Source organism: Nocardia sp. GTS18, from assembly GCF_013839555.1.
Classification (GTDB): domain Bacteria; phylum Actinomycetota; class Actinomycetes; order Mycobacteriales; family Mycobacteriaceae; genus Nocardia; species Nocardia rosealba.
Genome location: NZ_JACBIU010000033.1, coordinates 1 through 24,073 on the forward strand (window position 1 = coordinate 1; position 24,073 = coordinate 24,073).

Sequence of the window (24,073 nt, forward strand, 5' to 3'; positions counted from 1 at the left end):
TAGGATGTCAGGAACGGCAGCTTGGTCGTGTAGATGTTTTGGTCGATTTCAAGCGGAAGACCGCATACGAGGTTCCTCTACGGCTCGTGGGCTCGGAGATGTGTATAAGACACAGTACTCACCCTGATGATCGCGTTGCACGCGGGCCAAGTAGGCGCCGCCGGGAGGGGAGGTGTCGCGGTAGCCGGGCTGGTCGGGTTCGGCGGGGCGGCGGCGTAGGCCTGCTTCGCGAACGGCTTCGGCCAGGGCGGTGAGATCGTCGTCGTCGGGGGTGCTGGAGGAGAAGCCGCCTTCGTGGCGCACCAGTTCCCAGCCCTTGGGGGCGGTGATGCGGCAGGCGTGGGTTTCGCACAGATCCCAGGAATGCGGTTCGGCGACGGTGGCCAGGGGTCCGACGACGGCGGTCGAGTCGGAGTACACATACGTCAGCGTCGCTACAGCCGGGTTCTTGCAGCCGGGTCGGCAGCAACGACGCATAGGGATCACGACGTCGAGATTAACCCTCCCGCCCACAAAAGTGGATACGGACACGCGGTGACAAGGGCGTCGTTCTCGCGCGCCGCTACTCCGGTTCGGGGTCGATCAGGTCGGGATCGACACCCAAGTAGGTCGCGATCTGTTGCACGAGAACCTCGCGCAACAGCTCGACGAGATCGTCGGGATCGGCGGCGCGCAGCTCGAGCGGCTTACGGAAGAGCACCACGCGCGCGCGGGTGGCGGCACCGTGGCGGTCGACTCCCGCGGGGATGAGCCGCGACAGCGGGACCGGACCGTCGGCGACGACTTCGTCCGGCCAGGTGACCGAATCAGGATGCAGTGGACGGATTTTCGGTACATCGTCGACGGCGATGTCGAGTTTGGTCAGCCGGTCGTGCCAGCGGGTGTCCAGCGGTGCGAAGGCCTCGAGCACCAGCCGGTCGAATTTCTGGCCGCGCGTGCGCCAGGCGGGCACCGTCGGCGGGAGCATGGGGCCACGGACACCGCGACCGCGGCGGGTCACCGAACGAGCGGTCGGCGCCGGAAGATGTCGCCGGGAACGTGCCATGGGTACTTCGCCTCTCTCGCCTGACCGGTAAACGGGCGTTCGCCCGGAGACACCGACGTACTGCGCCTGCGTGGCTCCGGGCCAGGCCTGGAGAGTCTACTTTCGAACAGTCACTTATCCGATTCCGCGCTTCAGCCTGCGACGCTCTCGTTCCGAGAGACCGCCCCAGATGCCGAAACGTTCGTCATGCGCCAGCGCGTATTCCAGGCACTGGTCACGCACTTCACAGCCCAAGCAGATGCGCTTGGCCTCACGGGTCGAGCCGCCCTTCTCGGGGAAGAACGCCTCGGGGTCGGTCTGAGCGCAGAGGGCACGTTCCTGCCACTGCTCTTCGATCGACTCGAACATTTCGTCGAAGCCCGTGACGACCAGACTCAGCCGGGGGGCCGCGACTTCGCTTGCCGCGTCCGGTTCCGGCCAGCTCGTTTCAGCGCAGACAGCGTTAGCTGCGCCTGCTGTGGAATCGGTCGGCGAGACCAGGTTTTCGGTCATCGTTCCGCCTCCTCACTATGTGTTAGCGCAGAATGATTTCCGTCGGACCAACTAGAACCCCGACGGCCCAACACCGCGACGTAGTCTCGCGGGCTTCCCCGAGCCTGCCTTCCGGCGCGCCGGCACCCTCTCGCAAACGCCCCCGCGCTATGTCTTCTCGCGGTGACCGGAATGACATGTCTGTGATTAGACACGCCGCACTTGCCGGTGGTCAACCCGCCGTCACCCTTCCGTTACACTCCGGACCCGCCTTTCGTGTTGATCTTGTTATGTGCCGTGGCAAATGACCAGCAACTTTGTTCTTCAGCACGGGGAAACAACCCGGCAACCGGCACCACTTAGGCTGTGTCCCTGTGACTGCACAACACGCGGTGCGCGAGCCCAAGATCGCCGTTCTCGTCGGTGGTGTCGGGGGTGCACGGTTCCTCCTCGGTGTCAGGCAACTGCTGCCCGACGCTGATATCTCGGCCATCGTCAACGTCGGTGACGACGTCTGGATGCACGGCCTGCGCATCTGTCCCGACCTCGACACCTGCATGTACACCCTCGGTGGTGGCATCGATCCCGAACGTGGCTGGGGCCACGCGAACGAGACCTGGCACGCCAAGGAGGAACTGGCGAAATACAACGCCAAACCCGATTGGTTCGGGCTCGGCGATCGCGATATCGCCACTCACCTCATTCGCACCGAGATGTTGCGCGCCGGATTTCCGCTGTCCGCGGTCACCGAAGCGCTGTGTAATCGGTGGCAGCCGGGCGTGAAACTCATTCCGGCAACCGACGACCGCTGCGAAACCCACGTGGTGGTCAGCGATCCCGACAATGCTGGCGAACGTCGCGCGATCCACTTCCAGGAATGGTGGGTGCGGTACCGCGCGGCGCTTCCGACACACGGATTTGCCTCCATCGGCGCCGAACAAGCCTCTCCCGCACCAAATGTGACCGATATCATAGCCTCGGCTGACGCCGTGTTGCTCGCTCCCTCGAACCCCGTCGTGAGCATCGGATCGATCCTCGCCGTGCCCGGTATCCGCGGCGCGTTGCGCACCACCGAAGCCAAGGTCGTCGGCCTGTCTCCGGTGATCGACGGAAAGCCGTTGCGCGGCATGGCCGATGAGTGCCTGAAGGTGATCGGGGTGGATTCGACGGCCGAAGGAGTCGGCAGGCATTACGGCGCCCGCTCGGCCACCGGCATCCTCGACGGTTGGCTCGTCCACTCCACCGACACCGCCGAGGTGCCCGGCGTGGAGGTGCGCAGCGTGCCGCTGCTCATGTCCGATCCCGAGGCGACGGCCGAGATGGCCCGCGCCGCACTGGAACTGGCGGGGGTGAAGGCGTGAACACGCCGACCGACCACGCGGCGGGGGAACTGCGGATCCTGCCGGTCACCGGACTGCCGGAGTTCCGGCCCGGCGACGACATCGCCGAACACCTTGTGGCACAGGCACCCTGGCTCGCCGACGGCGACATCCTCATGGTGACGAGCAAGATCGTGTCCAAGGCCGAGGGCCGCATCGTCGCCGCCCCGACCGACCCCGAGGAACGCGACACCGCCCGCCGCGAGCTGGTCGACGCCGAGGCGGTGCGGGTGCTCGCGCGCAAGGGCCGCACCCTCATCACCGAGAACCGGCTCGGCATCGTGCAGGCCGCCTCCGGTGTCGACGGCTCCAATGTCGCCGAGGGCGAATTGGTGCTGCTCCCGGTGGATCCCGACGCCAGCGCCAAAGCGCTGCGCACGGCCGTCGCCCAGCGGCTCGGCGTCGACGTGGCCGTGGTCGTCACCGACACGATGGGCCGCGCCTGGCGCAACGGCCAGATCGACGCGGCCATCGGCTCGGCCGGCCTGCGCGTGCTGCACGACTACGCGGGTGCGGTCGACGGGCAGGGCAACGAACTGCAGGTCACCCAGGTGGCCGTCGCCGACGAACTGGCCGCCGCCGCCGACCTGGTGAAGGGCAAGCTCGGCGCGGTGCCGATCGCGGTGGTGCGCGGCCTGCCGACCGTCGACGACGGTTCCACCGCGGCGGCGCTGCTGCGTGGCGGGGTGGACGACCTGTTCTGGCTCGGCACCGCCGAGGCGATCGAGCTCGGCCGCAAACAGGCTGTGCCGCTTCGTCGTTCGGTGCGCGGGTTCAGCGACGAGCCGGTCGACCCGGAACGGCTCAGGGCCGCGGTCGCCGCCGGTCTCACCGCCCCGGCTCCGCACCACACCCGGCCGGTGCGCTTCGTCTGGTTGCGTGATCGCGAAGTGCGTGCCCGGCTGCTTTCCGCCATGGCCGACAAGTGGCGTGCCGATCTCGCGGCCGACGGACTCGACCCGGAGCGCATCGAACGTCGCGTCGCGCGCGGGCAGATCCTGGTGGACGCGCCGGAGGTCGTGATCCCGTTCTGCGTACCCGACGGTGCCCACGACTACCCGGACGCGCGTCGCCAGGCGGCCGAGCAGACGATGTTCACCGTTGCCGTCGGCGCTGCCGTGCAGGGTCTGCTCGTGGCGCTGGCCGCCGACGGTCTCGGCAGCTGCTGGATCGGCTCGACGATCTTCGCACCGGAGGTGACCCGCGAGGTCCTCGGTCTCCCCGGAGACTGGAATCCGTTGGGCGCCATTGCGATCGGCCATCCGCAGGAGACACCCGAGCCCCGGACGGTCGGCGACCCCGGCCCCGGTCTGGTCGAACTGTGAACCGCACAGCGACCGCGTGCGGACACGGTCGGCGACGCCGTCCCGTGTCGGGTCGAACTGTGAGCCGTGTGGGGGCGGCGCGCCGCTCGGTGCATTCAGGTGCCGCCGGCTCGATGTGGCGCCGGGCCGGTGCGGAGACGCCGTCATGAGCGCCGAATCGCTGCACGCCTCCGCGACCGACCTCCTCACCTCCTGGAAACCACCGACCGACGCGGATTCCTCACTGCGCGAAGCGATGCTGGCGTTTCTCGGGTCCGCGCCGCGGGGATGTCTGCGTGAACACGCGCCCGGCCACATCACCGCCTCGGCGATCGTGTTGTCGCACGACCGCCGCGAAGTGCTGCTCACCCTGCACCCGCGCGTGGGTCGCTGGATCCAGCTCGGCGGCCACTGCGAGCCCGGCGACGACACCGTCGCCGACGCCGCGCTGCGCGAGGCGGTCGAGGAATCCGGCATCCCCGACCTGTCGCTGATGCCCGGTCTGTACGGTGCGCAGGCGCATCCGATCACCTGTTCGCTCGGTGTGCCGACGCGTCATCTCGACCTGTTGTTCGAGGTCGTCGCCCCGCCCGGGGCGGTACCGGTGCGCAGCTCCGAATCCACCGATCTGCGGTGGTGGCCGGTCGACGGGCTACCACCTGGCGCCGACGTGGCGCTGAAAGACTGACCCCTCGCTGACCGGCGATCGTGGCGGCCGCACCCGAACGGGTGCGGCCGCCTTTTCCGTTATCTCCCCGTTATCTGCTTTACAAATTCGCAAATTTGTCTAGACATCGACCGGAGGTGAGGCCTATCGTCTGTGACAGAGAGTTACGCACATCACATGTGTGAGATGTGCCTCAGGATGGAGACAACGATGTCCACCGACGCCAACCCGTCCGAACGGACGGCAGCGCCGCCGCAATGGCGCGATTCCAAGCGATACCTGTGGCTGTGGGGCCTGTTCGCTCCCACCGGACTGTTCACGATCGCGATCCCCATGATCTGGGGCCTCAACCAGCTCGGCTGGCACCGCCTGGCCGAAGTGCCGTTCTGGCTCGGCCCGGTGCTGGTCTACATCGTGATCCCGCTGGCCGACCTGTTCTTCGGCCCGGACGGCAACAACCCGCCCGACGAGGTCATGGAACAGCTGGAGAACGACAAGTACTACCGCTACCTGACCTACCTCTACCTGCCGTTCCAGTACGCCTCGCTGATCTTCGCCTGCTACATCATCACCGCCGACAACCTGCACTGGCTCGGCTTCCCGGGCGGTGCCAATGTGGTCGACAAGATCGGCATCGCGATCAGCGTCGGCATGATCGGCGGCATCGGGATCAACACCGCGCACGAATTGGGCCACAAGAAGGTCGAATTGGAGCGCTGGCTCTCGCGTATCGCGCTGGCCCAATCGTTCTACGGGCACTTCTACATCGAGCACAACCGCGGTCACCACGTGCGGGTCGCCACCCCGGAGGACCCCGCCAGTTCACGTCTCGGCGAGTCCTTCTGGGCTTTCTGGCCGCGCACCGTCTGGGGCAGCCTGCGCTCGGCTTGGCACCTCGAGAAGGAACGGCTCGCCCGCCTGGACAAGGGCCCCTGGACGCTGCGCAACGACGTGCTCAACGCCTGGGCCATGTCGGTGGTGCTGTGGCTCGGGCTGATCCTGGCCTTCGGTATCGAGGTGCTGCCGTACCTGATCCTGCAGGCGGTGATCGGCTTCAGCCTGCTCGAGTCGGTGAACTACCTCGAGCACTACGGCCTGGTCCGGCAGAAGACACCGAGCGGGCGCTACGAGCGGCCTGCCCCCGAGCACAGCTGGAACAGCGACCACCTGGTCACCAACATCTTCCTCTACCACCTGCAGCGCCACAGCGACCATCACGCCTACCCGACCCGTCGATACCAGACGCTGCGCAGCTGGGACGGCGCACCGAACCTGCCGAGCGGTTACGCCAGCATGATCCTGCTGAGCTACTTCCCCCCGATCTGGCGCAAGGTGATGGACAAGCGACTGCTCGCGCACTACGGCGGCGATGTCACCTTGGCCAATATCGAACCCAAGCGCCGCGAGCAGGTGCTGGCGAAGTACGGAACGGAGGCGCCATGAGTGCGTACAAATGCCCCGTCTGTGATTATGTCTACGACGAAGCCGAAGGCGCTCCCCGCGAGGGTTTTCCGGCAGGCACCTCGTGGTCGGCGGTGCCCGACGACTGGTGCTGTCCCGACTGCGGAGTGCGGGAGAAGATCGATTTCGAGGCGGTAGGAGTAGCGCAATGACCGAGTACAAGCTCTTCCAGTGCGCCCAGTGCGGATTCGAATACGACGAAGCGCAGGGCTGGCCCGACGACGGCATCGCCCCCGGCACCCGGTGGGACGACATCCCCGACGACTGGACCTGCCCGGACTGCGGCGCCCGCAAATCCGATTTCTTCATGGTCGAGATCGAACGTTCGTGAGCGCGGCGCGCCAGGGTGCGCGCCCGCCGTACCAGGAGGCCGCGCGCGAACTGCTGCGTACCTCGGTCCTGGACTCCATGCGCGAGCTGCTCACCGAACGGGACTGGTCCAAGATCACCCTCGGTGACGTCGCCGCCAGGGCCGGGGTGAGCAGGCAGACGCTCTACAACGAGTTCGGGTCGCGCGCGGGCCTTTCCCAGTCCTACGCCCTGCGCCTGGCCGACTCCCTCGTCGACCAGGTGCGTGACGCGATCCACCGGCACGTCGGCGACGCGCACGAGGCCATCCGCGACGGCATGACCGGCTTCTTCTTCGCCGCCGCGGCCGACCCGCTGGTCCGCTCGCTGCTCGCGGGGGAGATGAAGCCTGATCTGCTGCGGCTCATCACCCTCGACGCGGGCCCCCTGCTCGAACACGCCACCGCGCGCCTGGCCGACGTCTTCCAGCACAGCTGGGTGAACGCCACCGAAACCGAGGCCGATGTCCTCGCGCACGCGCTGGTGCGCATCGCGCTGAGTTACATCCCCAATCCGCCGGTCCCCGAACGCGACGCACCCGCCGAGATGGCCGCGTTGCTGAGTCCCTATGTGGAGGCGATTGTTCAGGCACGCGGTATCCGCCCCTAGACGGAGTGGGACGGATCACTATAAGGGGTGATCTGCTCTTATTCGCGGTGATGTAACCATCACCACGTTTGAGGAGCGGCCGCTGTGTAACGTGCCCCTGGTCTGTCAGTATTCACATCCGTCGGCAGTTGGTCTTTTTGTAGCGGAGCGGGTGTGCAAACGGTTGGCAAACCGGGGGGTTTTCGTGATCCCAAACGGTATCTCTGGGCTCTCGGGCTGATCGCGCCGGCGTGCGCGCTGCTGCCTTCCCAGCTCGTATACCGCACCGGCGCCGAAGCGTTCTGGTGGATCGGCCCCGTGATCGTCCTGATCGCGATTCCCGTCCTGGACTGGATCGTCGGCGAGGACGGCAACAACCCGCGCGACGAGGACTACGAAGCGCTCTCGCGGGACCGCTACTACCGCTGGTGCACCTATCTGTTCTTGCCCATCCAGCTCATCGGCCTGCTGCTGGCCTGCGCGATGTGGGCGGGCAGCGACCTCGATGTCGTCGACAAGCTCGGTCTGGCCGCCACGGTCGGCTTCGTCAGCGGCATCGGCATCAACGCCGCCCACGAATTGGGCCACCGGGTGGAGCGTGCTGAAAGATTGCTGTCGAAGATCGCGCTCGCCCAGTCGGGGTACGGCCACTTCTTCGTCGAGCACAACCGCGGCCATCACGCGCGGGTCGCGACACCCGAGGATCCGGCGAGTGCCCGCATGGGTGAGTCGCTGTGGGAGTTCTTGCCGCGCAGCGTGATCGGTGGCTTCCGCTCCGCCGTGCAGCTGGAGCGCGCACGCCTGGCCAGGAAGGGTCTGCGCTGGTGGAACCCCGGCAATCAGATCCTGCAGGCGTGGTCGATGTCGGTGCTGCTGTTCGGTTCGCTGGTGCTGGTCTTCGGGCTCGCGATCGTGCCCTGGCTGGTGCTGCAGGCAGTGATCGGAGTGATGCTGCTCGAGACCGTCAACTACGTCGAGCACTACGGACTGCTGCGCGCGCGCAAGCCCAACGGGCGCTACGAACGCTGCTCCCCGCGCGACAGCTGGAACTCCGATCGCCTGGTCACCAACATCTTCCTGTTTCATCTGCAGCGTCACAGCGACCACCACGCCAACCCCGGCCGCCGCTACCAGACCCTGCGCAGCACCAGTGAGTCACCGCAGCTGCCGGCCGGATACGCGACCATGATCGTGCTCGCGGCCGTCCCACCCCTGTGGCGTGCGGTGATGGACCCCCGGGTGGCCGCCCATTACGGCGGCGATCTCAGCCTGGCGAACGTAGCGCCGGTCAAACAGCGACGGTTGCTGGCCAGATACCGCGCGGCCGCCTGACTCCGACCTGGGCGGAGGCGGGAACAGGGGCGGCCGCAGACGGTAGCCTTGCCTGCGTGACGACCTCAGAACTCTCCCCGCGCACCGAGCTCACCGCCGACGTCCGCAACGGCATCGATTACAAGGTGGCAGATCTGTCGCAGGCCGAATTCGGCCGCAAAGAGATCCGCCTGGCCGAGCACGAGATGCCGGGCCTGATGGCGCTGCGCCGTGAATACCACGACGTGCAGCCGCTGAAGGGCGCCCGTATCTCCGGTTCCCTGCACATGACGGTGCAGACCGCTGTCCTGATCGAAACGCTTGTCGACCTCGGCGCGCAGGTTCGCTGGGCGTCGTGCAACATCTTCTCCACCCAGGACCACGCCGCCGCGGCGGTCGTCGTCGGGCCGCACGGCACCGTCGAGGAGCCCAAGGGCGTGCCGGTCTTCGCGTGGAAGGGCGAGACCCTCGAGGAGTACTGGTGGGCCGCCGAGCAGATGCTCACCTGGCCGGGCGAGCCCGCCAACATGATCCTCGACGACGGTGGTGACGCCACCATGCTCGTGCTGCGCGGCGCGCAGTTCGAGAAGGCCGGGGTCGTCCCGCCCGCCGACGAGGAGCACTCCGCCGAGTACACGGTGTTCCTGAACCTGCTGCGCGAGAGCCTCGAGCGCGACAAGACCAAGTGGAGCGTCATCGCCGACTCCGTCAAGGGCGTCACCGAGGAGACCACCACCGGCGTGCTGCGCCTGTACCAGTTCGCCGCCGCCGGCGAGCTGGTGTTCCCGGCGATCAACGTCAACGACTCGGTCACCAAGTCCAAGTTCGACAACAAGTACGGCACCCGCCACTCGCTCATCGACGGCATCAACCGTGGCACCGATGTGCTCATCGGTGGCAAGAAGGTGCTGATCTGCGGTTACGGCGACGTCGGCAAGGGCTGTGCGGAGTCCCTCGCCGGCCAGGGCGCGCGCGTGCAGGTCACCGAGATCGACCCGATCAACGCCCTGCAGGCGCTGATGGACGGCTACGACGTGGTCACCGTGGAGCAGGCGATCGGCGACGCCGACATCGTCATCACCTCCACCGGCAACAAGGACATCATCACCCTCGACCACATGAAGGCGATGAAGGATCACTCGATCCTCGGCAACATCGGTCACTTCGACAACGAGATCGATATGGCCGCGCTGGAGCGTTCGGGTGCGACCCGGATCAACATCAAGCCGCAGGTCGACGAGTGGACCTTCGAGTCGGGTAAGTCGATCATCGTGCTGTCGGAGGGCCGCCTGCTCAACCTGGGCAACGCCACCGGTCACCCGTCGTTCGTGATGAGCAACAGCTTCTCCAACCAGGTCATCGCTCAGATCGAGCTGTGGACCAAGCCGGAGGAATACGACAACGAGGTCTACCGCCTGCCCAAGCACCTCGACGAGAAGGTCGCCAAGATTCACGTCGAGGCCCTCGGCGGCACCCTGACCAAGCTCACCAAGGACCAGGCCGAGTACATCGGCGTGGACGTGGAAGGCCCGTACAAGCCCGACCACTACCGCTACTGAGTCGACACCCGGTGGCCCGTCGACCGTTCCGGTCGGCGGGCCACCGTCGGCCCGCGTGAGTCACGGACCGCACCAGAGCGGTCAGCTCAGCAGCAAGCAGAGGGGGAGGGGTACGACGACTTCCAGCAGGAGGCAGCCTGCCAGTTCGGCCGAGCCGCGGGCGGCCGAACCCGCGGCGGCGGAGCCCGCGGATGCGGAGCCGGAGAGCAGGCCGGGGTGGTTGTGGTGACCGTGGCGAATCGGGTCGGCGGGGGCGGCCGACGCGGTACCCGCGCCCGCGAGGGCTAGTCCGAGGGCGGTGGCGGCGACGGCGGTGTGCAGGGTGATGCGTGAGCGCATGGTGACTCCTGGGTAGAACAGACTCTGAAATGAAAACACCTCACAATCTCGGAACGGGCCGGAATCGCCGGAGCGGCTCGTGTCGAAGGGCGTGGCGCGCGGCGCGGTAATCTCACGGCATGGGTGTGTTGATCGCGGTGGAAGGGCTCGACGGGGCGGGTAAACGCACGCTTATCGACGGACTCGTCGACGAACTGGCCGCGAAAGGACTTCGCGCGGGCAGACTCGCCTTTCCGCAATACGGCCGATCGATACACGCCGACCTCGCGGCCGAGGCATTGCGCGGGGCGCACGGCGACCTCGCCGGCTCGATCAACGCGATGGCGATCATGTTCGCCCTGGACCGCGCCGAGGCGAGCGCGGAGCTGTCGAACCTGTTGGACGCCAACGACATCGTGATCCTGGATCGCTGGGTCGCCTCCAACGCCGCCTATTCCGCGGCCCGCGCCGTGCAGGACGCCGACGGCGAAATCGTCGCCTGGGTGGGCGATCTGGAGTACGGCAGGCTGGGGCTCCCGGTGCCCGACCTCACCGTCCTCGTCGACGTCGGCACCGAGGTGGCCGCCGAACGTGCCCGTCGCCGTGGTGAACTCGACACCGCACGCGCCCTCGACGCCTACGAGAAGGACAGCGGTCTACAGCAGCGCACCGGCGAGGTCTATCGTGAACTGGCCGACCGCGATTGGTTCGGCCGGTGGTGGACATACCGATCCGAACACGACCGGCCTGCCCTCCTCACTGTGTGCACGGAAATTCTTGCCGGATAAGGTTGGATAAGCGACGGGTTCACACCATTAATGGCGTGGCGGCCCGATCCTGGCCTGGAAGATGACAACATAGGATTATGAAGCCCAAGATTCTGGTCGTCGACGACGATATGGCACTCGCTGAGATGCTGACCATCGTCTTGCGCGGGGAAGGGTTCGACCCGCACGTGGTCGGCGACGGCACGCAGGCCCTGTCGGCGGTGCGGGAGATCCGCCCCGACCTGGTTTTGCTGGACCTGATGCTGCCCGGCATGAACGGCATCGACGTATGCCGGGTGCTGCGGGCCGATTCCGGCGTTCCGATCGTGATGCTCACCGCCAAGACCGACACCGTCGATGTGGTCCTCGGCCTCGAGTCCGGTGCCGACGATTACATCGTCAAGCCGTTCAAGCCCAAGGAACTCGTCGCCCGCGTGCGTGCGCGCCTGCGCCGCACCGAGGACGAACCGGCCGAGCTGCTCTCGATCGCCGACATCGTCATCGACGTGCCCGCGCACAAGGTGACCCGCGGTGGCACGCAGATCTCGCTCACCCCACTGGAGTTCGACCTGCTGGTGGCGCTCGCGCGCAAACCGCGTCAGGTGTTCACCCGTGAGGTGCTGCTCGAACAGGTGTGGGGTTACCGGCACGCCGCCGACACCCGCCTGGTGAACGTGCACGTGCAGCGGCTGCGCGCCAAGGTCGAGAAGGATCCGGAGAACCCGGAGATCGTGCTCACCGTGCGTGGCGTCGGATACAAGGCCGGACCGCCGTGATCGGTCGCTGTGAGGCGCCGCGGTGACCGACGGGCTCATCGCGCGGCTGCGGCGGTGGGCGACCCCGGTGCTCGACTGGTTCCAGACCATCGGCACCGCGCTGGGTCACCTGTGGCGTCGCTCGCTGCAATTGCGGGTCATCGTTTCCACGCTGACTCTCTCCCTCATCGTGATCACGATCCTCGGGGTCGTGCTGACCGGTCAGATCACCGACCGGCTCCTCGAAGCCAAGATCAACGCGGCGGTCGAGGAGATGGATCGTGCCCGCAGCACGATCGAGAACGAGCTGAACGGTGTCGAGGGCGCCAACAGCCGCCAGCAGCAACTGGCCGACGCCCGCAGCGCGCTGTCCAGCCGGGGCGGCACGGGACAATCCACGGGCGCCGCCGGTAGTTTCTACTCCGCGCTGGCCATGGTCGGTGGTACCCCGCCGCAGGAGATCACCACCGATCTCATCTCCGAGGTGCCACAGGAATTGCGCCGGTTCGTACAGCGCAGCCAGGTGTCCTACCAGTTCACCACCGTCGCCGACCCGGACGGCTACCGTGGCCGCGCGCTGATCATCGGCAGCCCGAGCGCCGAGATCGCGACTCTCGAGATCTATCTGATCTTCCCGCTGGCCAGCGAGGAGTCGAGCCTGTCGCTCATGCGCGGCACGATGCTCATCGGTGGCGTGGTGCTGCTCGTGTTGCTCGCCGCGATCACCGCGCTGGTCACCCGGCAGGTGGTGCTGCCGATCCGTTCGGCCGCGCGCATCGCCGGTCGCTTCGCCGACGGCAGGCTGAAGGAACGCATGCTGGTGCGCGGCGAGGACGACATGGCGCGGCTGGCGCAGGCGTTCAACGAGATGGCCGAGAGCCTGTCGAACCAGATCACCCAGCTCGAGGAATTCGGCAATCTGCAGCGCCGGTTCACCTCCGATGTCAGCCACGAGTTGCGCACCCCGCTCACCACGGTTCGCATGGCCGCCGACCTCATCCACGGTTCCAGCGACGACCTGGATCCGGCGCTCGCGCGCAGCTCGGAACTGCTCGTCAACGAACTCGACCGGTTCGAAGGCCTGCTCAACGACCTGCTGGAGATCTCGCGGCACGACGCCGGTGTGGCCGAACTGCAGGTGGAGTCCCTCGACGTGCGGATGTGCGCGCGGGCCGCGATCACCACCGTGCGGCACCTGGCCAAGGATGCCGGGGTCGAGCTCGTCGTCGACCTGCCGGAAGAGCCGGTGGTCGCCGAGGTCGATCCGCGCCGCGTGGAGCGGGTGCTGCGCAATCTGCTCGCCAACGCGATCGACCACTCCGAGGGCAAACCGGTTCTGATCCGGATGCGCGGCGACGCCGACTCGAATGCCGTGGCGACGGTCGTGCGCGATCAGGGTGTCGGTCTGCGACCGGGCGAGGAGAAGCTGGTGTTCAACCGGTTCTGGCGCTCGGACCCCTCGCGGGTGCGCCGCTCCGGCGGCACCGGTCTCGGCCTGTCGATCAGTGTCGAGGACGCCAACCTGCACGAGGGCCGACTGGAGGCCTGGGGCGATCCCGGCGTCGGCGCCAGCTTCCGGTTGCTGCTGCCGATGGTGCGCGGCCGCAAACTCGGCCCGAGCCCGCTGGCGCTGGAACCGATGCTGCGCAAGGTGCCCGCGTTACCCGAGGCCGATCCGGAACCCGAGGTACTCGACACCCGGCGCGACGACGCCGCCGACGACAACGAGGAAGCCGCAGCGACCGAGACCGGAGACCGAGAGTCATGAGCAACGCGGGTGGTGTTCGCAAGGGTGTGGGGCTGCTCGCCCTCGTCTGCCTGCTGGTCCTCACCGGGTGCGCGAGCCTGCCCGAATCGTCGGCGCCGCAGGCTCTCGGCACCATCGAGCGCGAACCCACGTCGGCGGGTCCGCCGCCGCCGGAGCCCGGCCGCGATCCCGACCTGCTCGTCGGCGATTTCCTCGGTGCCAGCGCCGACCCGACCAACCGACATGCCGCGGCCCGCCAGTACATGCGCGACGACACGGCGGGGGAGTGGAACGACGAGGCGAGCATCACCATCGTCGATCGGCCGGACACGCTGCGTGAATCCCGCACCGGCGACCGGGCGACGTACGTGGTGCGCGCGCGCAAGGTCGGCGAGCTGGGCCGCGACGGCGCCTACCGCGCCACCGACGGCATGCTCGAGAACAAGATCGAGCTGAGCAGGATCGACGGCGAGTGGCGCATCACCGACCTACCCGACGGGGTCGTGATGGATTCCGCGTCGTTCGCGAGCACCTACCAGCGTTACGTCCTGTACTACTTCGACAGCTCCGCCCAGCTGCTCGTGCCCGACCCGCGCTGGATCTCGGTGCCGCGCGGTCAGCTCACCGAGCGGCTCGTCGGCCTGCTCAGCGGGGGCCCACAACCCGCCATCGCCGGGGTGGTCCGCAACCTGCTCGCCCCGCCGACCGCGTTGCGCAGCCCGATCACCAAAGCGGAGAACGACCCCGGTGAGGTGGGTGTCGGGATCGGTGGGGTGCGTATCGATTTCGGCGGGATCGGGACGCTCGATCAGCGTGGTCGCGAACTGCTGGCCGCCCAGGTGGTGACGACGCTGTCGCGCGCCGACATCCTCGGCCCGTATGTGTTGCTCGCCGACGGCAAACCGCTCGACGAACGCTTCGCGAGCGGGTGGTCGGTCGCCGATGTCGACCAGTTCAGTGCGGCGGCGCCCGGCGGGAACAAGATCGGGCTGCACGCGCTGCGCAACGGCACCCTCGTCCAGGTGACACCGGACGGGATCGTCGCGCCCAGTGGGGCATTCGGGGAAGCGACCAACCTGCAGTCGGTCGGCATCTCGTCGGACGGTCAGTTCGTCGCCGCCGTCGCCGACACCGGAAGGCCCGCACCGGAACCCGGCCGCACCCTGCTGATCGGCAACTACGGCGCCGGCGCGTTCGGTGTGGTCGAGGCGGCGAGTATCGCCCGGCCGTCCTGGACCATGGACGGTGGCGCCGCGTGGACCGTCCTGGACGAGCAGCGCGTCGTGCGCGCGGTCACCGATCGCGCCACCGGCAATGTGTCGCTGCAGGACGTGGACACTTCCGCGCTGTTCGAGGGCACGGGTGCGCCGCGACTGCCGATCACCGAGGTGGTCGTCTCGCGGACCGGCGTGCGGGCCGCGCTGATCGCCGACGGCAAGGTGTATGTGGCGGTGATCGAACGCAGGCCGGACGGCAAGTACGCGCTCACCTCCCCGCTGCCGGTGGCGATCGGGCTGAGCACGCCCGCGGTGTCGCTGAGCTGGGTGACCGGCGACACCCTCATGGTCGCCCGGGAAGGCAATGTCGACCCGGTGTTCACCGTGTCCATCGACGGTTCCCAGTTCTCGCCGGTGACCTCGCAGAACCTGACTCCGCCGGTCCGGGTGGTCACGGCGACGCAGTCGACTCAGTACGTCGCCGATTCCCGCGCGGTGCTGCAACTGCAGACCGCCGACCCCACCCGAACCGACCGCTTCTGGCGCGAGGTACCCGGGCTAACCGGCGAAGGCGTGGTCCCGGTCCTGCCGACCTGAATCTGTCGGTACCCGCTGTCATGCTCACCGGCTATGAAGGCTCTGCTCGATCTCGTGCTGCCGGTCCGCTGCGGTGGGTGTGCGCTGGCAGGCACGCCCTGGTGTGGTGCGTGCGCGGCCGAGTTGGCGACGGGTCCGGTGCGGGTACGCCCACGAACCGACCCCGGTGTTCCGTGCTGGGCGCTTCGCCCCTATCGCGGTCCGGCCAAGCGCGCCGTGCTGGCGGCCAAGGAGCACGGCCGACGCGACCTGGCCGACCCGCTCGGCGCCGCACTCGCCGCGGCATTGGCACGGTTACGGTCGGCTGACCGCCCGCTGGTGCTGATTCCGGCGCCCACCCGGACGTCGGCAGCCCGCAGCCGCGGCGGCGATCCCGTAGCCCGTTCTGCGGCCTGCGCTGCCGGTTGGCTGATCGATTGCCGGACGGTCGGTCTGCTTCGTCTGCGGCCCGGTGTCCGCGACTCCGTCGGGCTCGGCTCGCGCGAGCGTGCGCACAATCTCGCGCACAAGATCATCGCCGTGACCCCGGCCACCGCGCGGGCGCGAATTCCGGCGAATGCCGAGGTAGTGCTGGTCGACGACGTGTTGACCACCGGTACCACCGCCACCGAATCGATACGTGTTCTTAGCCGGATCGGCATACATCCGTGCGCTGTTTTGGTGACCTGTTCGGCTTGACTCAGCGAAATTTGCGTGAACAGTGGCGGACTCGTCCGTGGCGGACTAGCGTCGCGAACACACACCGAACCACAGCTTCTGGGAGGTGGCGCCGCGAACTCTGGTGTCGAGCGATTCCCGATCGGCACAGCTCAATCCCGCCGCACTCGCTCTGGTGTGCGGCCATATCCGGGAGGTACTCGCGTGACGACTTCTGCACGGGCATCAGTGCACGATGCTGACCCTTCGGCACTGGAGGACAGTGCCACCGACTCGACTCGGACGCCCCACTCGGAAGTGGTGGTCTCCGGTCGCAATGTCGAAGTACCCGACCACTATCGAATCTATGTCTCGGAGAAGCTCTCTCGGCTGGAGCGCTTCGATCCGTCGATCTTCCTCTTCGATGTGGAACTGTTCCACGAGCGCAACCGTCGTCAACGCAAGGCCTGCCAGCGCGTCGAGATCACCGCACGCGGGCGTGGCCCGATCGTGCGTGCCGAGGCGTGCGCCGACAGCTTCTATGCCGCGTTCGAGTCGGCTTCACAGAAGATCGAGAGCAGGCTGCGCAGGTCGAAGGACAAGCGCCGCGTGGTCCACTACGGAGACAAGACGCCCGTCTCGGTAGCCCAGGCCACCGCGTCCCTGGTCGACGACTCGCTGTTCGCCCAGGCCAACGGGCACGTAGCGCACGAGCACGACGAGGAGACCCAGGACGAGGGTCCCGGCCACATCGTGCGCACGAAGGACCATCCGGCTACGCCGATGACGGTCGACGACGCCCTGTACCAGATGGAACTGGTCGGGCACGACTTCTTCCTCTTCCACGACAAGGAAACCGACCGGCCGTCGGTGGTCTATCGCAGACACGCCTTCGACTACGGTCTCATCCGGCTGGTCTGACCCTTCCGGAACACCGGGCACCCGCGGCGCGGGTGCCCGGATCGCGTTCAGCCACCGAACTTTTCGTAGTGCACGGCGTCGGTGAGCGCCCGCCGGGCCCGCCAGCCGAAGCGTTCGAGATCCGGCACTTCCTGGAACTCGTGCACCGGTCCGACGCACAGCCAGGCGATGGGCGTGATGCCCTCGGGCAGGCCGACCAGATCGCGCAGGAACCCGGGTTCGTAGAACGACACCCAGCCCACACCGACCTGTTCGGCGGTCGCCGCCAGCCACAGGTTCTGGATGGCGAGTACGGTCGAATACACACCGGTCTCCGGGACGCTGGCCCGGCCGAGCACCTGAGGTCCGCCGCGCCGGTCGTCGTGGGTGACCACGATCCCGGTGCCGCTCTCGACGATTCCCTCGATCTTGATCGGGTCGAAGGTCGCGGCCCGGTCGGCCGGCAGCGCGTCACGGAACTCGACGCGTTTGTCCGCCACGTGCTCGGCGAAGCGGCGCAAGGTCGCCGCTTCGCGGACCACGACGAAGTCCCAGGGCTGGGAATTGCCGACGCTCGGCGCCCGGTGGGCGGCGGACAGAATCCGCCACAACGTGTCGTCGTCGACGAGTTCGCCGGTGAATTCGGCGCGCACATCGCGACGCAGACGTATCGCGTCGTAGACGCTCAGTTGCTCAGCACACACCGGTGCAGTGTGGCATTGCGAGGTCAGGAAGACCTACGCGCCATCCGTCGTCCGGCGGCCAGCGCGGTGCGCAACCCGCGCCTGCGACCGGTCACCGGGTCGATCGTCGGCACGGCCTTGCCCTCGAACAGGCGCTCGGACTTGGTTTCCGGAGCGTCGTCGGCGGTGTGGCGCAGGTACTTGTTGGGCAGCGACAGCTTGAGGATCGTGCGCCACGACTTGAAGTACTGCACCGGCAGCGACCCGGTGGTGTAGGGCAGGTCGTACTTGTCGGCCAGCTCGCGCACCCGCACCGCGATGGTGGCGTAGCGGTTGCTCGGCAGGTCGGGGAACAGGTGATGTTCGATCTGGTGGCTGAGATTGCCGGTCATGAAGTGCATGACCGGGCCGCCGCTGATGTTGGCGCTGCCGAGCATCTGGCGCAGGTACCACTCGCCCTTGGTCTCGTTCTCGATGTCGGCCTTGGTGAACTTCTCGGCGCCGTCGGGGAAGTGCCCGCAGAAGATCACCGCGTTGGTCCACACATTGCGCACCACATTGGCGGCGAAGTTGGCGGTGAGGGTGGAGAAGAACGACGGCCCGGTGAGCAGCGGGAAGATCACGTAGTCCTTGGCGGCCTGCTTACCGATCTTCTTGAGCACCAGCTTGCGGTCGGCGTCGAACTGCTTCCACTCCGGGGAATCCTTGTCCCACTTCTTCTTCGCCACCTTGCCCAGCTCGAGGTGCTGGATCGCGACGCCGTACTCGAACAGCGCCTGCAGCAGGAAGTTGTAGATCGGGTTACCCAGGTAGAACGGCATCCAGCGCTGGTCGCGGGTGACGCGCAGCAGGCCGTAGCCGATGTCGTCGTCCATGCCGAGGACGTTGGTGTACTTGTGGTGCAGGAAGTTGTGGGTGATCTTCCAGTGCGCCGACGGGCCCGCGTTGTCCCACTCCCAGGACGTGGAGTGGATCTCCGGATCGTTCATCCAGTCCCACTGCCCGTGCATGACGTTGTGCCCGATCTCCATGTTCTCGATGATCTTGGCAGTGCCGAGCAGGGCGACGCCGGCCAGCCAGGCCGGGGGCAGGAAGCTGGCGAACAGGACAGTGCGGCCGCTGATCTCCAGGGCCCGCTGTAACCGGATGACGTTGCGGATATACCGGGCGTCGGCTTCGCCTCGCGAAGATTCGATTTCGCGGCGGATCGCGTCGAACTCCGCACCGAGAGCTTCGACATCCGCGGCGGTGAGGTGCGCGTATTCCTTGACATCCGAGATCGCCATGGCGGTTACAGTACCGTAGGTTACGAGAGCGTAGGTTGGTGATTTCCGCGATGGATTGTGGGATGTGTCCTATTGCGCGATCGAGACACAGATGTTATCTGAGACCGCGCGCCCTCTTCCGTAGGGCGGCCTCTTCCTGCCGCGCCCGCTTCTTCAGCGCCACCTTGGCCTCGCGCAATACTTCCTTCTCGTGCCGCGCCTTCGCTTCGAGGCTCACCTTCGCGTCGTGCAGCGCCGAACGCAGGCCGAGGCGCTTGCCGGTCTCCGGGTCCACGCGCAGCGCCTCCGGCAGCGAGATGCCGTGGAACTTGCGCTCCGAGGACGTCTCGGGTGCGTCGTCGGCGGTGCGCTTGAGGAACCGGTCGGGCAGCGCGAGCTTGTGGATGGTGCGGAAGGCCAGCAGGTACTGCTTGCCGAGCGAACCGGTGGTGTAAGGCAGGTCGTACTTGTCGCAGAGCTGACGCACCTGCGCGGCGACCTCCGGGTACCGGTTGCTCGGCAGGTCGGGGAACAGGTGATGCTCGATCTGGTAGCAGAGGTTGCCGCTCATGAACGCCATGACCGGGCCCGCCTTGAAGTTGGCGCTACCGAGCATCTGACGCAGGTACCACTCGCCCTGGGTTTCCCCGTCGAGCTGTTCGATGGTGAATTTCTCGGCGCCGTCGGGGAAGTGCCCGCAGAAGATCACGGCGTAGGCCCACAGATTGCGCACCAGGTTGGCGGTGGCGTTGGCCTTGAGCGTCGACTTCCAGGCCGGACCGGTGAGCGCCGGGAACAGCACGAAGTCCTTCACCACCTGGCGGCCCGCCTTGCGGGCGAAGTCCTTGTTCGGCTCCGACATCAGCTGCTTGGTCGGTACGCCCGCGAGTTCCTTCTCGATCCCCAGGTCGTGCAGGGCGATGCCCCACTCGAAGGTGGCGGCCAGCAGCAGGTTCGCGGCGGGCTGCACGAGGTGCTTGGGTTCCCACGCCTCGTCACGGGTCATCCGCAGGATGCCGAAACCCAGGTCCTCGTCCTTGCCGAGCACGTTGGTGTAGGTGTGATGGGAGTAGTTGTGCGCGCGCCGCCACTGCGCCGACGGACCCGTCTGGTCCCACTCCCAAGAGGTGGAGTGGATTTCGGGATCGTTCATCCAATCCCACTGCCCGTGGCTGACGTTGTGCCCGAGCTCCATGTTCTCGATGATCTTGGCGACCGACAGCAACGCGGTGCCACCGAGCCACGCCCAGCGGTTGCGGCTGCCGAACAACACCGCGCGGCCCGCGACCTCGAGGGCCCGCTGGGCGGCGATGGTGCGGCGGATGTATTTGGCGTCGCGCTCACCGCGCGAGGTCTCGACAGATCGTCGGATCGAGTCGAGTTCTTTGCCCAGGGTCTCGATGTCGGCCGCCGTCAGATGGGCGAAGGCCTGGATATCGGTGATGGCCACCGGGGTCCTCTCTTGTTCGGTTGACGGCCTGCACGCTCGGTCCACACACGAGGGGCCCGGCGGTGACGCTACGGCGTCACTGCCGAGACCAGCCGCTGCCGATCAGTCATATGACCGGCGCATGATTCGAGGATACCCGTAACCGAAGCGTGACGGTGGGATCAGATGTCGAGTGTGCAGTCACCCGCCGCGGCGGAGATACAGGTCTGAACCTTGTCGCCCGGCTGGCGTTCGTCACCGTTGCGCAGATCGCGGGCGTGTCCGGCCGACAGCGTGACCACGCAGGTCTGGCAGATTCCCATCCGGCAGCCGAACGGCAGTTGCACGCCAACCGACTCGCCGGCCTCGAGCAGACTCGTCGCGCCGTCGACGGTCAGGGTGCGTCCGGTGGTGCCGAAGGTCACCGTGCCGCCCTCACCGACCGCGGACCGTTCCACCTCGAAACGCTCGACGTGCAGCTTCTCGGGGATGCCCGCCGCTTTCCAGTGCGCTTCGATGGCGTCGAGCATGGGCGCGGGACCGCACGCCCACGTCTCGCGCTCGCGCCAGTCCGGGTAGAGCTCGTCGAGGCTCGACAGCGCGAACAGGCCCTGTTCGTCGGTGAGTTGCAGGTGCGAGACGAAGCTCGGGTGCTTGTCGTGCAGGGCGCGCAGTTCGGCGCCGAACATCACGTCGGCGTCGGTCGGCGCCGAGTGCACATGCACCACGTCGTGCACACCGTCGCGACGGTCCATGGTGCGCAGCATCGACATCACCGGGGTGATGCCACTGCCCGCGGTGAGGAAGAGCACCTTCTCGGGTACCGGCTGGGGCAGCACGAACCCGCCCTGCGGTGCGGCGAGCCGGACGATGGTGCCCGCGGCGACCCCGTTGACGAGGTGGCTGGACAGTTTGCCCTCGGGCATGGCCTTCACGGCGATGGAGATGAGCCGCTTGCCGCCCTCGCCGGTCCAGTCCGGCGGGCAGGTCAGCGAGTAGGAACGCCAGTTCCAGCGGCCGTCGATGAGGATGCCGATGCCGATGTACTGACCCGGCTGATACTTGAAGTCGAATCCCCAGCCCGGCTTGATGACCAGCGTCGCCGAGTCGGCGGTCTCCTTGCGCACGTCGACGATGCGCCCACGCAGTTCCCGCGCCGACCACAGCGGATTGGCCAGGTGCAAGTAGTCGTCGGGCAGCAGGGGTGTGGTCACCCGGGCGACCGCGCCGCGTAGCACGTTCAGCTTGCCGCCGCCGCGATCGGCGACCTGCGCCGCCGGTGCCTCGAGCCATTCCCGGAACTTGTTCAGGACCATTGCTTCGCCGTTACTCCCTGTCGTGCATCCGAGCCACCCGCGGTGGCTCACTCGCAGCAAGGTTACGGCATCGTAGGTTTGGCGCCAGCCGAAGGACTGGGTGTTCTCGGAGTCAAGCGCCGAGAACCGCGGCGCCAGCCGCCAATGTCACAGCAGGTCGAGGAGGAAGGGCAGTTCCTGGGTGGCGTACCAGGCCAGCTGGTGGTCTTCGGCGTCGCCGAGGACGAACTCGGCATCGGGGTCGCCCATGTCGGCGACGTCGATCACGTCGACGGCCTTGGCCACCTGGGGTTCGGCTTCGGCCAGGTCGACATGCACCGAGGCCACCTGGTCGTAGGTGATCGGCCCGGCCAGTTTCACCACCGCGTCGTCGAGGTCGGGGCGCATTTTCGCGCCGGTGACGTCGGCGGCGATCACGCAGCGCCGGTAGGTCGGGCTGCCCGGGTCGGCGGCCTCGTCCGGCGCGGTGGTGTCGTCGTCGGCATCGTCGAGTCCGTCGCGTTCGGCGGCGATCAGCCGCAGCGAGGCACGCGCGGCCTCCGACATCGCCACCTCGGCGAGTTCGTCGTCGTCGCCCGCGGCGTAGGCCTCGCGCAGCGCGGGGGTCACCGCGAACGCGGTCGCGCCGAGCGGGAACAGTTCGCGCTCGTCGACCAGCTGCCGCAGCATCGGGATCGTCGCCGGGATGTAGACGCGCATCTTGGCGTTCTCAGAGACAGGCACCGAGCAACTCCTCCATCGATTCGTGCACCGACGCCGCGAGGACGTCGAGATCGGCCATGGCGTCGCGGTCGGCGTTGAGTCCGTAGAAGACCTGACCGTCGTACGAGGTGAGCCCGAAGCTCAGGGTCTGATTGCGCAGCAGCGGCGACACCGGATACATCTCCAGCATGCGCGCACCGCCGATGTACATCGCGTTCTGGGGCCCCGGCGCGTTGGTGATCACCAGGTTGAAAGTGTTGTCGGCGAAAGTACTGGCCGCACGCACACTCATCGCGTGCAGGCTGGCCGGTGCGAAACCTGCCAGGTGCACGAGGGTGCGCGCCCGCACCCCTCGGCGCTGCCTGCCCGCGGCCTCGGTGGCGTGCGAGATGTGCGAGAGCCGCATCGTCGGATTGGGTTCGCCCACCGGCAGATCGATGAGGAACGAGGACACCTCGCTGGCCGGTGTCAGCTGGTTGTCGCCGTCGACGTACACCGACATCGGCACCACCGCACGCAGATTCGTCGATTCGACGAGTGCCTCGTTGCGTGAGAGCAGCCAATTGCGCAGGGCGCCGGTGACGACCGCGAGCACGGTGTCGTTGATCGAGCAGTCGAAATGCCTGCGGATCTTGCGGTAATCCTCGAGGTCTGTGCGCACCACATCGAAGCGGCGGCTGCGCGAGGTGCGGGCGTTGAGCGGGCTGTCGGGTGCGCCCGAGGTCGCCGCGCGGACGGCATTGGCCGCGGCGTGCACCGCCATCCGGGCGCCGCGTACCACGCCGAACGCGTTCGAGCCCGCGTCGCGCACCGCCGAGTAGGCCTCGCGTGGTTGCGCGGCCAGTTGCGACAGCGCGCCGGCGAGCAGTTCCACATCGGTCGGTTCGCGTGGTGCGCGCCAGGCGTCGTCGGCCAGTTCGCGTGGCAGCGGGTTGTTGTCGAGGATCACGTGCCCGATCTCGAGGGCGGTGTCGCCGTCGACGAGCGCCGAATGCGATTTGGTGAACACCGCGCTTCGCCCGTCGGACAGCCCTTCGATGAGGTACATCTCCCACAGCGGCCTGCCCTGGTCCAGCGGCCGGGAGGCGAGCCGGGCGACCAGGTCGTAGAGCTGTTCGTCGGTGCCGGGGGCGGGCAGCGCGGAGCGGCGGATGTGATAGCTGATGTCGAAGCGGCTGTCCTCCACCCACACCGGGCGGCCGAGCGCGAGCGGGATCTCGCGGACTTTGCGGCGGTAGCGGGGAACCAGCGGCAGCCGGGATTCGACCAGCTCGATGAGCTGTTCGTAGTCGAGGACCTGGCCGGAGCCGTCGCCGGAGGAGTTCTGGAGGATCGCGAGAGAGCCGATATGAATCGGATTACTGCTCGACTCGAGCCGGTAGAACGCCGCGTCCTGCGGCGTCAATCTCGTGATCACGCGCTCCGATGCTCCTTCCGTTGCACGCTTCGCGCGCCTTCGGAGGCGCAGATCGGGCACCGGCTACATCCTACGGCACAGTAGGTGAATCGTGATGCCGGGCAAGGCGCCTCACCGAATGCCGTGACCTGGGCGGATGTGAGCACCCGGTACACCGGGCAGCGGTACGTGCGGCCGGGTACGGTGGTCTG

25 protein-coding genes are annotated in these 24,073 nt (G+C 67.4%); 15 read left to right on the forward strand and 10 right to left on the reverse strand.

From position 1 onward, the window contains the following. Positions 1-48 precede the first annotated feature (48 nt). The 3 genes from HYG95_RS20845 to HYG95_RS20855 form a co-directional block, all read right to left on the reverse strand. Positions 49-477: a DUF3499 domain-containing protein gene (locus HYG95_RS20845; protein ID WP_255495587.1), complete on the reverse strand. Its 429-nt coding sequence runs from the start codon at positions 475-477 to the stop codon at positions 49-51. Positions 478-562: 85 nt separating this feature from the next. Next, complete coding sequence (locus HYG95_RS20850) at positions 563-1,045, reverse strand: metallopeptidase family protein (protein WP_201449895.1); 483 nt, start codon at positions 1,043-1,045, stop codon at positions 563-565. Positions 1,046-1,159: 114 nt separating this feature from the next. After that, positions 1,160-1,393, reverse strand: coding sequence for a WhiB family transcriptional regulator (locus HYG95_RS20855; protein WP_133733920.1), 234 nt, complete (start codon positions 1,391-1,393; stop codon positions 1,160-1,162). Between the two features lie 515 nt (positions 1,394-1,908). Between HYG95_RS20855 and cofD the strand changes: the two genes are divergently transcribed. The 9 genes from cofD (at position 1,909) to ahcY (ending at position 10,133) form a co-directional block, all read left to right on the forward strand. Next, positions 1,909-2,877 (forward strand): 2-phospho-L-lactate transferase, encoded by a 969-nt coding sequence (cofD, locus tag HYG95_RS24960; RefSeq protein WP_181700323.1) that lies wholly within the window; start codon positions 1,909-1,911, stop codon positions 2,875-2,877. After that, positions 2,874-4,220 (forward strand): coenzyme F420-0:L-glutamate ligase, encoded by a 1,347-nt coding sequence (locus HYG95_RS20865; RefSeq protein ID WP_181700251.1) that lies wholly within the window; start codon positions 2,874-2,876, stop codon positions 4,218-4,220. Before cofD ends, HYG95_RS20865 begins: the two co-directional genes overlap by 4 nt. 145 nt (positions 4,221-4,365) lie before the next feature. Beyond that, positions 4,366-4,887, forward strand: a complete 522-nt coding sequence (locus HYG95_RS20870; RefSeq protein ID WP_181700253.1) for an NUDIX hydrolase — start codon at positions 4,366-4,368, stop codon at positions 4,885-4,887. A 189-nt stretch (positions 4,888-5,076) separates the two neighbouring features. Continuing rightward, positions 5,077-6,309, forward strand: coding sequence for an alkane 1-monooxygenase (locus HYG95_RS20875; protein WP_181700254.1), 1,233 nt, complete (start codon positions 5,077-5,079; stop codon positions 6,307-6,309). After that, entirely contained in the window at positions 6,306-6,479 is a 174-nt protein-coding gene (locus tag HYG95_RS20880; protein ID WP_181700256.1) for a rubredoxin, read from the forward strand. Before HYG95_RS20875 ends, HYG95_RS20880 begins: the two co-directional genes overlap by 4 nt. Further along, complete coding sequence (locus tag HYG95_RS20885; protein WP_181700258.1) at positions 6,476-6,658, forward strand: rubredoxin; 183 nt, start codon at positions 6,476-6,478, stop codon at positions 6,656-6,658. The genes HYG95_RS20880 and HYG95_RS20885 overlap by 4 nt, the downstream gene beginning before the upstream one ends. Positions 6,659-6,735: 77 nt before the next feature. Further along, positions 6,736-7,284, forward strand: coding sequence for a TetR/AcrR family transcriptional regulator (locus HYG95_RS20890; RefSeq protein ID WP_181700326.1), 549 nt, complete (start codon positions 6,736-6,738; stop codon positions 7,282-7,284). A gap of 153 nt (positions 7,285-7,437) precedes the next feature. Beyond that, positions 7,438-8,595, forward strand: a complete 1,158-nt coding sequence (locus HYG95_RS20895) for an alkane 1-monooxygenase (protein ID WP_181700260.1) — start codon at positions 7,438-7,440, stop codon at positions 8,593-8,595. A gap of 56 nt (positions 8,596-8,651) precedes the next feature. Further along, positions 8,652-10,133, forward strand: coding sequence for an adenosylhomocysteinase (gene ahcY / locus HYG95_RS20900; protein WP_067491386.1), 1,482 nt, complete (start codon positions 8,652-8,654; stop codon positions 10,131-10,133). An 81-nt stretch (positions 10,134-10,214) separates the two neighbouring features. On the opposite strand, the gene HYG95_RS20905 is transcribed toward ahcY, so the two are convergent. Continuing rightward, a complete protein-coding gene (locus HYG95_RS20905) occupies positions 10,215-10,472 on the reverse strand; it encodes a hypothetical protein (protein WP_181700262.1) in 258 nt (85 codons plus the stop codon). Positions 10,473-10,591: 119 nt separating this feature from the next. On the opposite strand from HYG95_RS20905, the gene HYG95_RS20910 reads away from it, so the two are divergent. The 6 genes from HYG95_RS20910 to hpf all read left to right on the forward strand — a co-directional run bounded on the left by HYG95_RS20910 (position 10,592) and on the right by hpf (position 17,091). Then, the gene (locus tag HYG95_RS20910) at positions 10,592-11,239 is read left to right on the forward strand and encodes a dTMP kinase (RefSeq protein WP_181700264.1); all 648 of its coding nucleotides are present in this window, start codon (positions 10,592-10,594) and stop codon (positions 11,237-11,239) included. 77 nt (positions 11,240-11,316) lie between these two features. Then, positions 11,317-11,994 (forward strand): MtrAB system response regulator MtrA, encoded by a 678-nt coding sequence (gene mtrA / locus HYG95_RS20915; RefSeq protein ID WP_067491393.1) that lies wholly within the window; start codon positions 11,317-11,319, stop codon positions 11,992-11,994. Positions 11,995-12,016: 22 nt separating this feature from the next. After that, the gene (gene mtrB, locus HYG95_RS20920) at positions 12,017-13,741 is read left to right on the forward strand and encodes an MtrAB system histidine kinase MtrB (protein WP_181700266.1); all 1,725 of its coding nucleotides are present in this window, start codon (positions 12,017-12,019) and stop codon (positions 13,739-13,741) included. Then, on the forward strand, positions 13,738-15,534 hold the full coding sequence (gene lpqB / locus HYG95_RS20925) for an MtrAB system accessory lipoprotein LpqB (RefSeq protein ID WP_181700268.1): 1,797 nt from the start codon (positions 13,738-13,740) through the stop codon (positions 15,532-15,534). The genes mtrB and lpqB overlap by 4 nt, the downstream gene beginning before the upstream one ends. Positions 15,535-15,567: 33 nt before the next feature. Beyond that, entirely contained in the window at positions 15,568-16,212 is a 645-nt protein-coding gene (locus tag HYG95_RS20930; protein ID WP_181700271.1) for a ComF family protein, read from the forward strand. Positions 16,213-16,395: 183 nt separating this feature from the next. After that, positions 16,396-17,091 carry a ribosome hibernation-promoting factor, HPF/YfiA family gene (gene hpf, locus HYG95_RS20935; protein ID WP_181700273.1) on the forward strand — a complete coding sequence of 232 codons (696 nt, stop codon included), beginning with the start codon at positions 16,396-16,398 and terminating at the stop codon, positions 17,089-17,091. A 47-nt stretch (positions 17,092-17,138) separates the two neighbouring features. On the opposite strand, the gene bluB is transcribed toward hpf, so the two are convergent. From bluB to HYG95_RS20965, 6 genes are all read right to left on the reverse strand, one after another. After that, on the reverse strand, positions 17,139-17,774 hold the full coding sequence (gene bluB / locus HYG95_RS20940; protein WP_181700276.1) for a 5,6-dimethylbenzimidazole synthase: 636 nt from the start codon (positions 17,772-17,774) through the stop codon (positions 17,139-17,141). Positions 17,775-17,797: 23 nt separating this feature from the next. Continuing rightward, complete coding sequence (locus HYG95_RS20945; RefSeq protein WP_181700278.1) at positions 17,798-19,039, reverse strand: fatty acid desaturase; 1,242 nt, start codon at positions 19,037-19,039, stop codon at positions 17,798-17,800. Between the two features lie 94 nt (positions 19,040-19,133). Then, complete coding sequence (locus HYG95_RS20950; protein ID WP_181700280.1) at positions 19,134-20,468, reverse strand: fatty acid desaturase; 1,335 nt, start codon at positions 20,466-20,468, stop codon at positions 19,134-19,136. Between the two features lie 161 nt (positions 20,469-20,629). After that, positions 20,630-21,763, reverse strand: a complete 1,134-nt coding sequence (locus tag HYG95_RS20955) for a ferredoxin reductase (protein WP_181700281.1) — start codon at positions 21,761-21,763, stop codon at positions 20,630-20,632. Between the two features lie 147 nt (positions 21,764-21,910). Next, the gene (locus tag HYG95_RS20960) at positions 21,911-22,462 is read right to left on the reverse strand and encodes a hypothetical protein (protein ID WP_181700328.1); all 552 of its coding nucleotides are present in this window, start codon (positions 22,460-22,462) and stop codon (positions 21,911-21,913) included. Positions 22,463-22,472: 10 nt separating this feature from the next. Then, positions 22,473-23,882: a wax ester/triacylglycerol synthase family O-acyltransferase gene (locus tag HYG95_RS20965; RefSeq protein ID WP_181700283.1), complete on the reverse strand. Its 1,410-nt coding sequence runs from the start codon at positions 23,880-23,882 to the stop codon at positions 22,473-22,475. Positions 23,883-24,073: the final 191 nt, after the last annotated feature.

What these genes read in the sequence shown, in the direction of transcription:
- lpqB (WP_181700268.1), top strand. Translation starts at nt 13,738, where the DNA reads ATGAGCAACGCGGGTGGTGTTCGCAAGGGTGTGGGGCTGCTCGCCCTC.
- HYG95_RS20890 (WP_181700326.1), top strand. Translation starts at nt 6,736, where the DNA reads ATGCGCGAGCTGCTCACCGAACGGGACTGGTCCAAGATCACCCTCGGT.
- HYG95_RS20855 (WP_133733920.1), bottom strand. Translation starts at nt 1,393, where the DNA reads ATGTTCGAGTCGATCGAAGAGCAGTGGCAGGAACGTGCCCTCTGCGCT.
- HYG95_RS20960 (WP_181700328.1), bottom strand. Translation starts at nt 22,462, where the DNA reads ATGCGCGTCTACATCCCGGCGACGATCCCGATGCTGCGGCAGCTGGTC.
- mtrA (WP_067491393.1), top strand. Translation starts at nt 11,317, where the DNA reads ATGAAGCCCAAGATTCTGGTCGTCGACGACGATATGGCACTCGCTGAG.
- HYG95_RS20850 (WP_201449895.1), bottom strand. Translation starts at nt 1,045, where the DNA reads ATGGCACGTTCCCGGCGACATCTTCCGGCGCCGACCGCTCGTTCGGTG.
- HYG95_RS20875 (WP_181700254.1), top strand. Translation starts at nt 5,077, where the DNA reads ATGTCCACCGACGCCAACCCGTCCGAACGGACGGCAGCGCCGCCGCAA.
- HYG95_RS20955 (WP_181700281.1), bottom strand. Translation starts at nt 21,763, where the DNA reads ATGGTCCTGAACAAGTTCCGGGAATGGCTCGAGGCACCGGCGGCGCAG.
- HYG95_RS20870 (WP_181700253.1), top strand. Translation starts at nt 4,366, where the DNA reads ATGAGCGCCGAATCGCTGCACGCCTCCGCGACCGACCTCCTCACCTCC.
- HYG95_RS20945 (WP_181700278.1), bottom strand. Translation starts at nt 19,039, where the DNA reads ATGGCGATCTCGGATGTCAAGGAATACGCGCACCTCACCGCCGCGGAT.
- HYG95_RS20910 (WP_181700264.1), top strand. Translation starts at nt 10,592, where the DNA reads ATGGGTGTGTTGATCGCGGTGGAAGGGCTCGACGGGGCGGGTAAACGC.
- HYG95_RS20845 (WP_255495587.1), bottom strand. Translation starts at nt 477, where the DNA reads ATGCGTCGTTGCTGCCGACCCGGCTGCAAGAACCCGGCTGTAGCGACG.
- HYG95_RS20930 (WP_181700271.1), top strand. Translation starts at nt 15,568, where the DNA reads ATGAAGGCTCTGCTCGATCTCGTGCTGCCGGTCCGCTGCGGTGGGTGT.
- HYG95_RS20905 (WP_181700262.1), bottom strand. Translation starts at nt 10,472, where the DNA reads ATGCGCTCACGCATCACCCTGCACACCGCCGTCGCCGCCACCGCCCTC.
- HYG95_RS20885 (WP_181700258.1), top strand. Translation starts at nt 6,476, where the DNA reads ATGACCGAGTACAAGCTCTTCCAGTGCGCCCAGTGCGGATTCGAATAC.
- HYG95_RS20880 (WP_181700256.1), top strand. Translation starts at nt 6,306, where the DNA reads ATGAGTGCGTACAAATGCCCCGTCTGTGATTATGTCTACGACGAAGCC.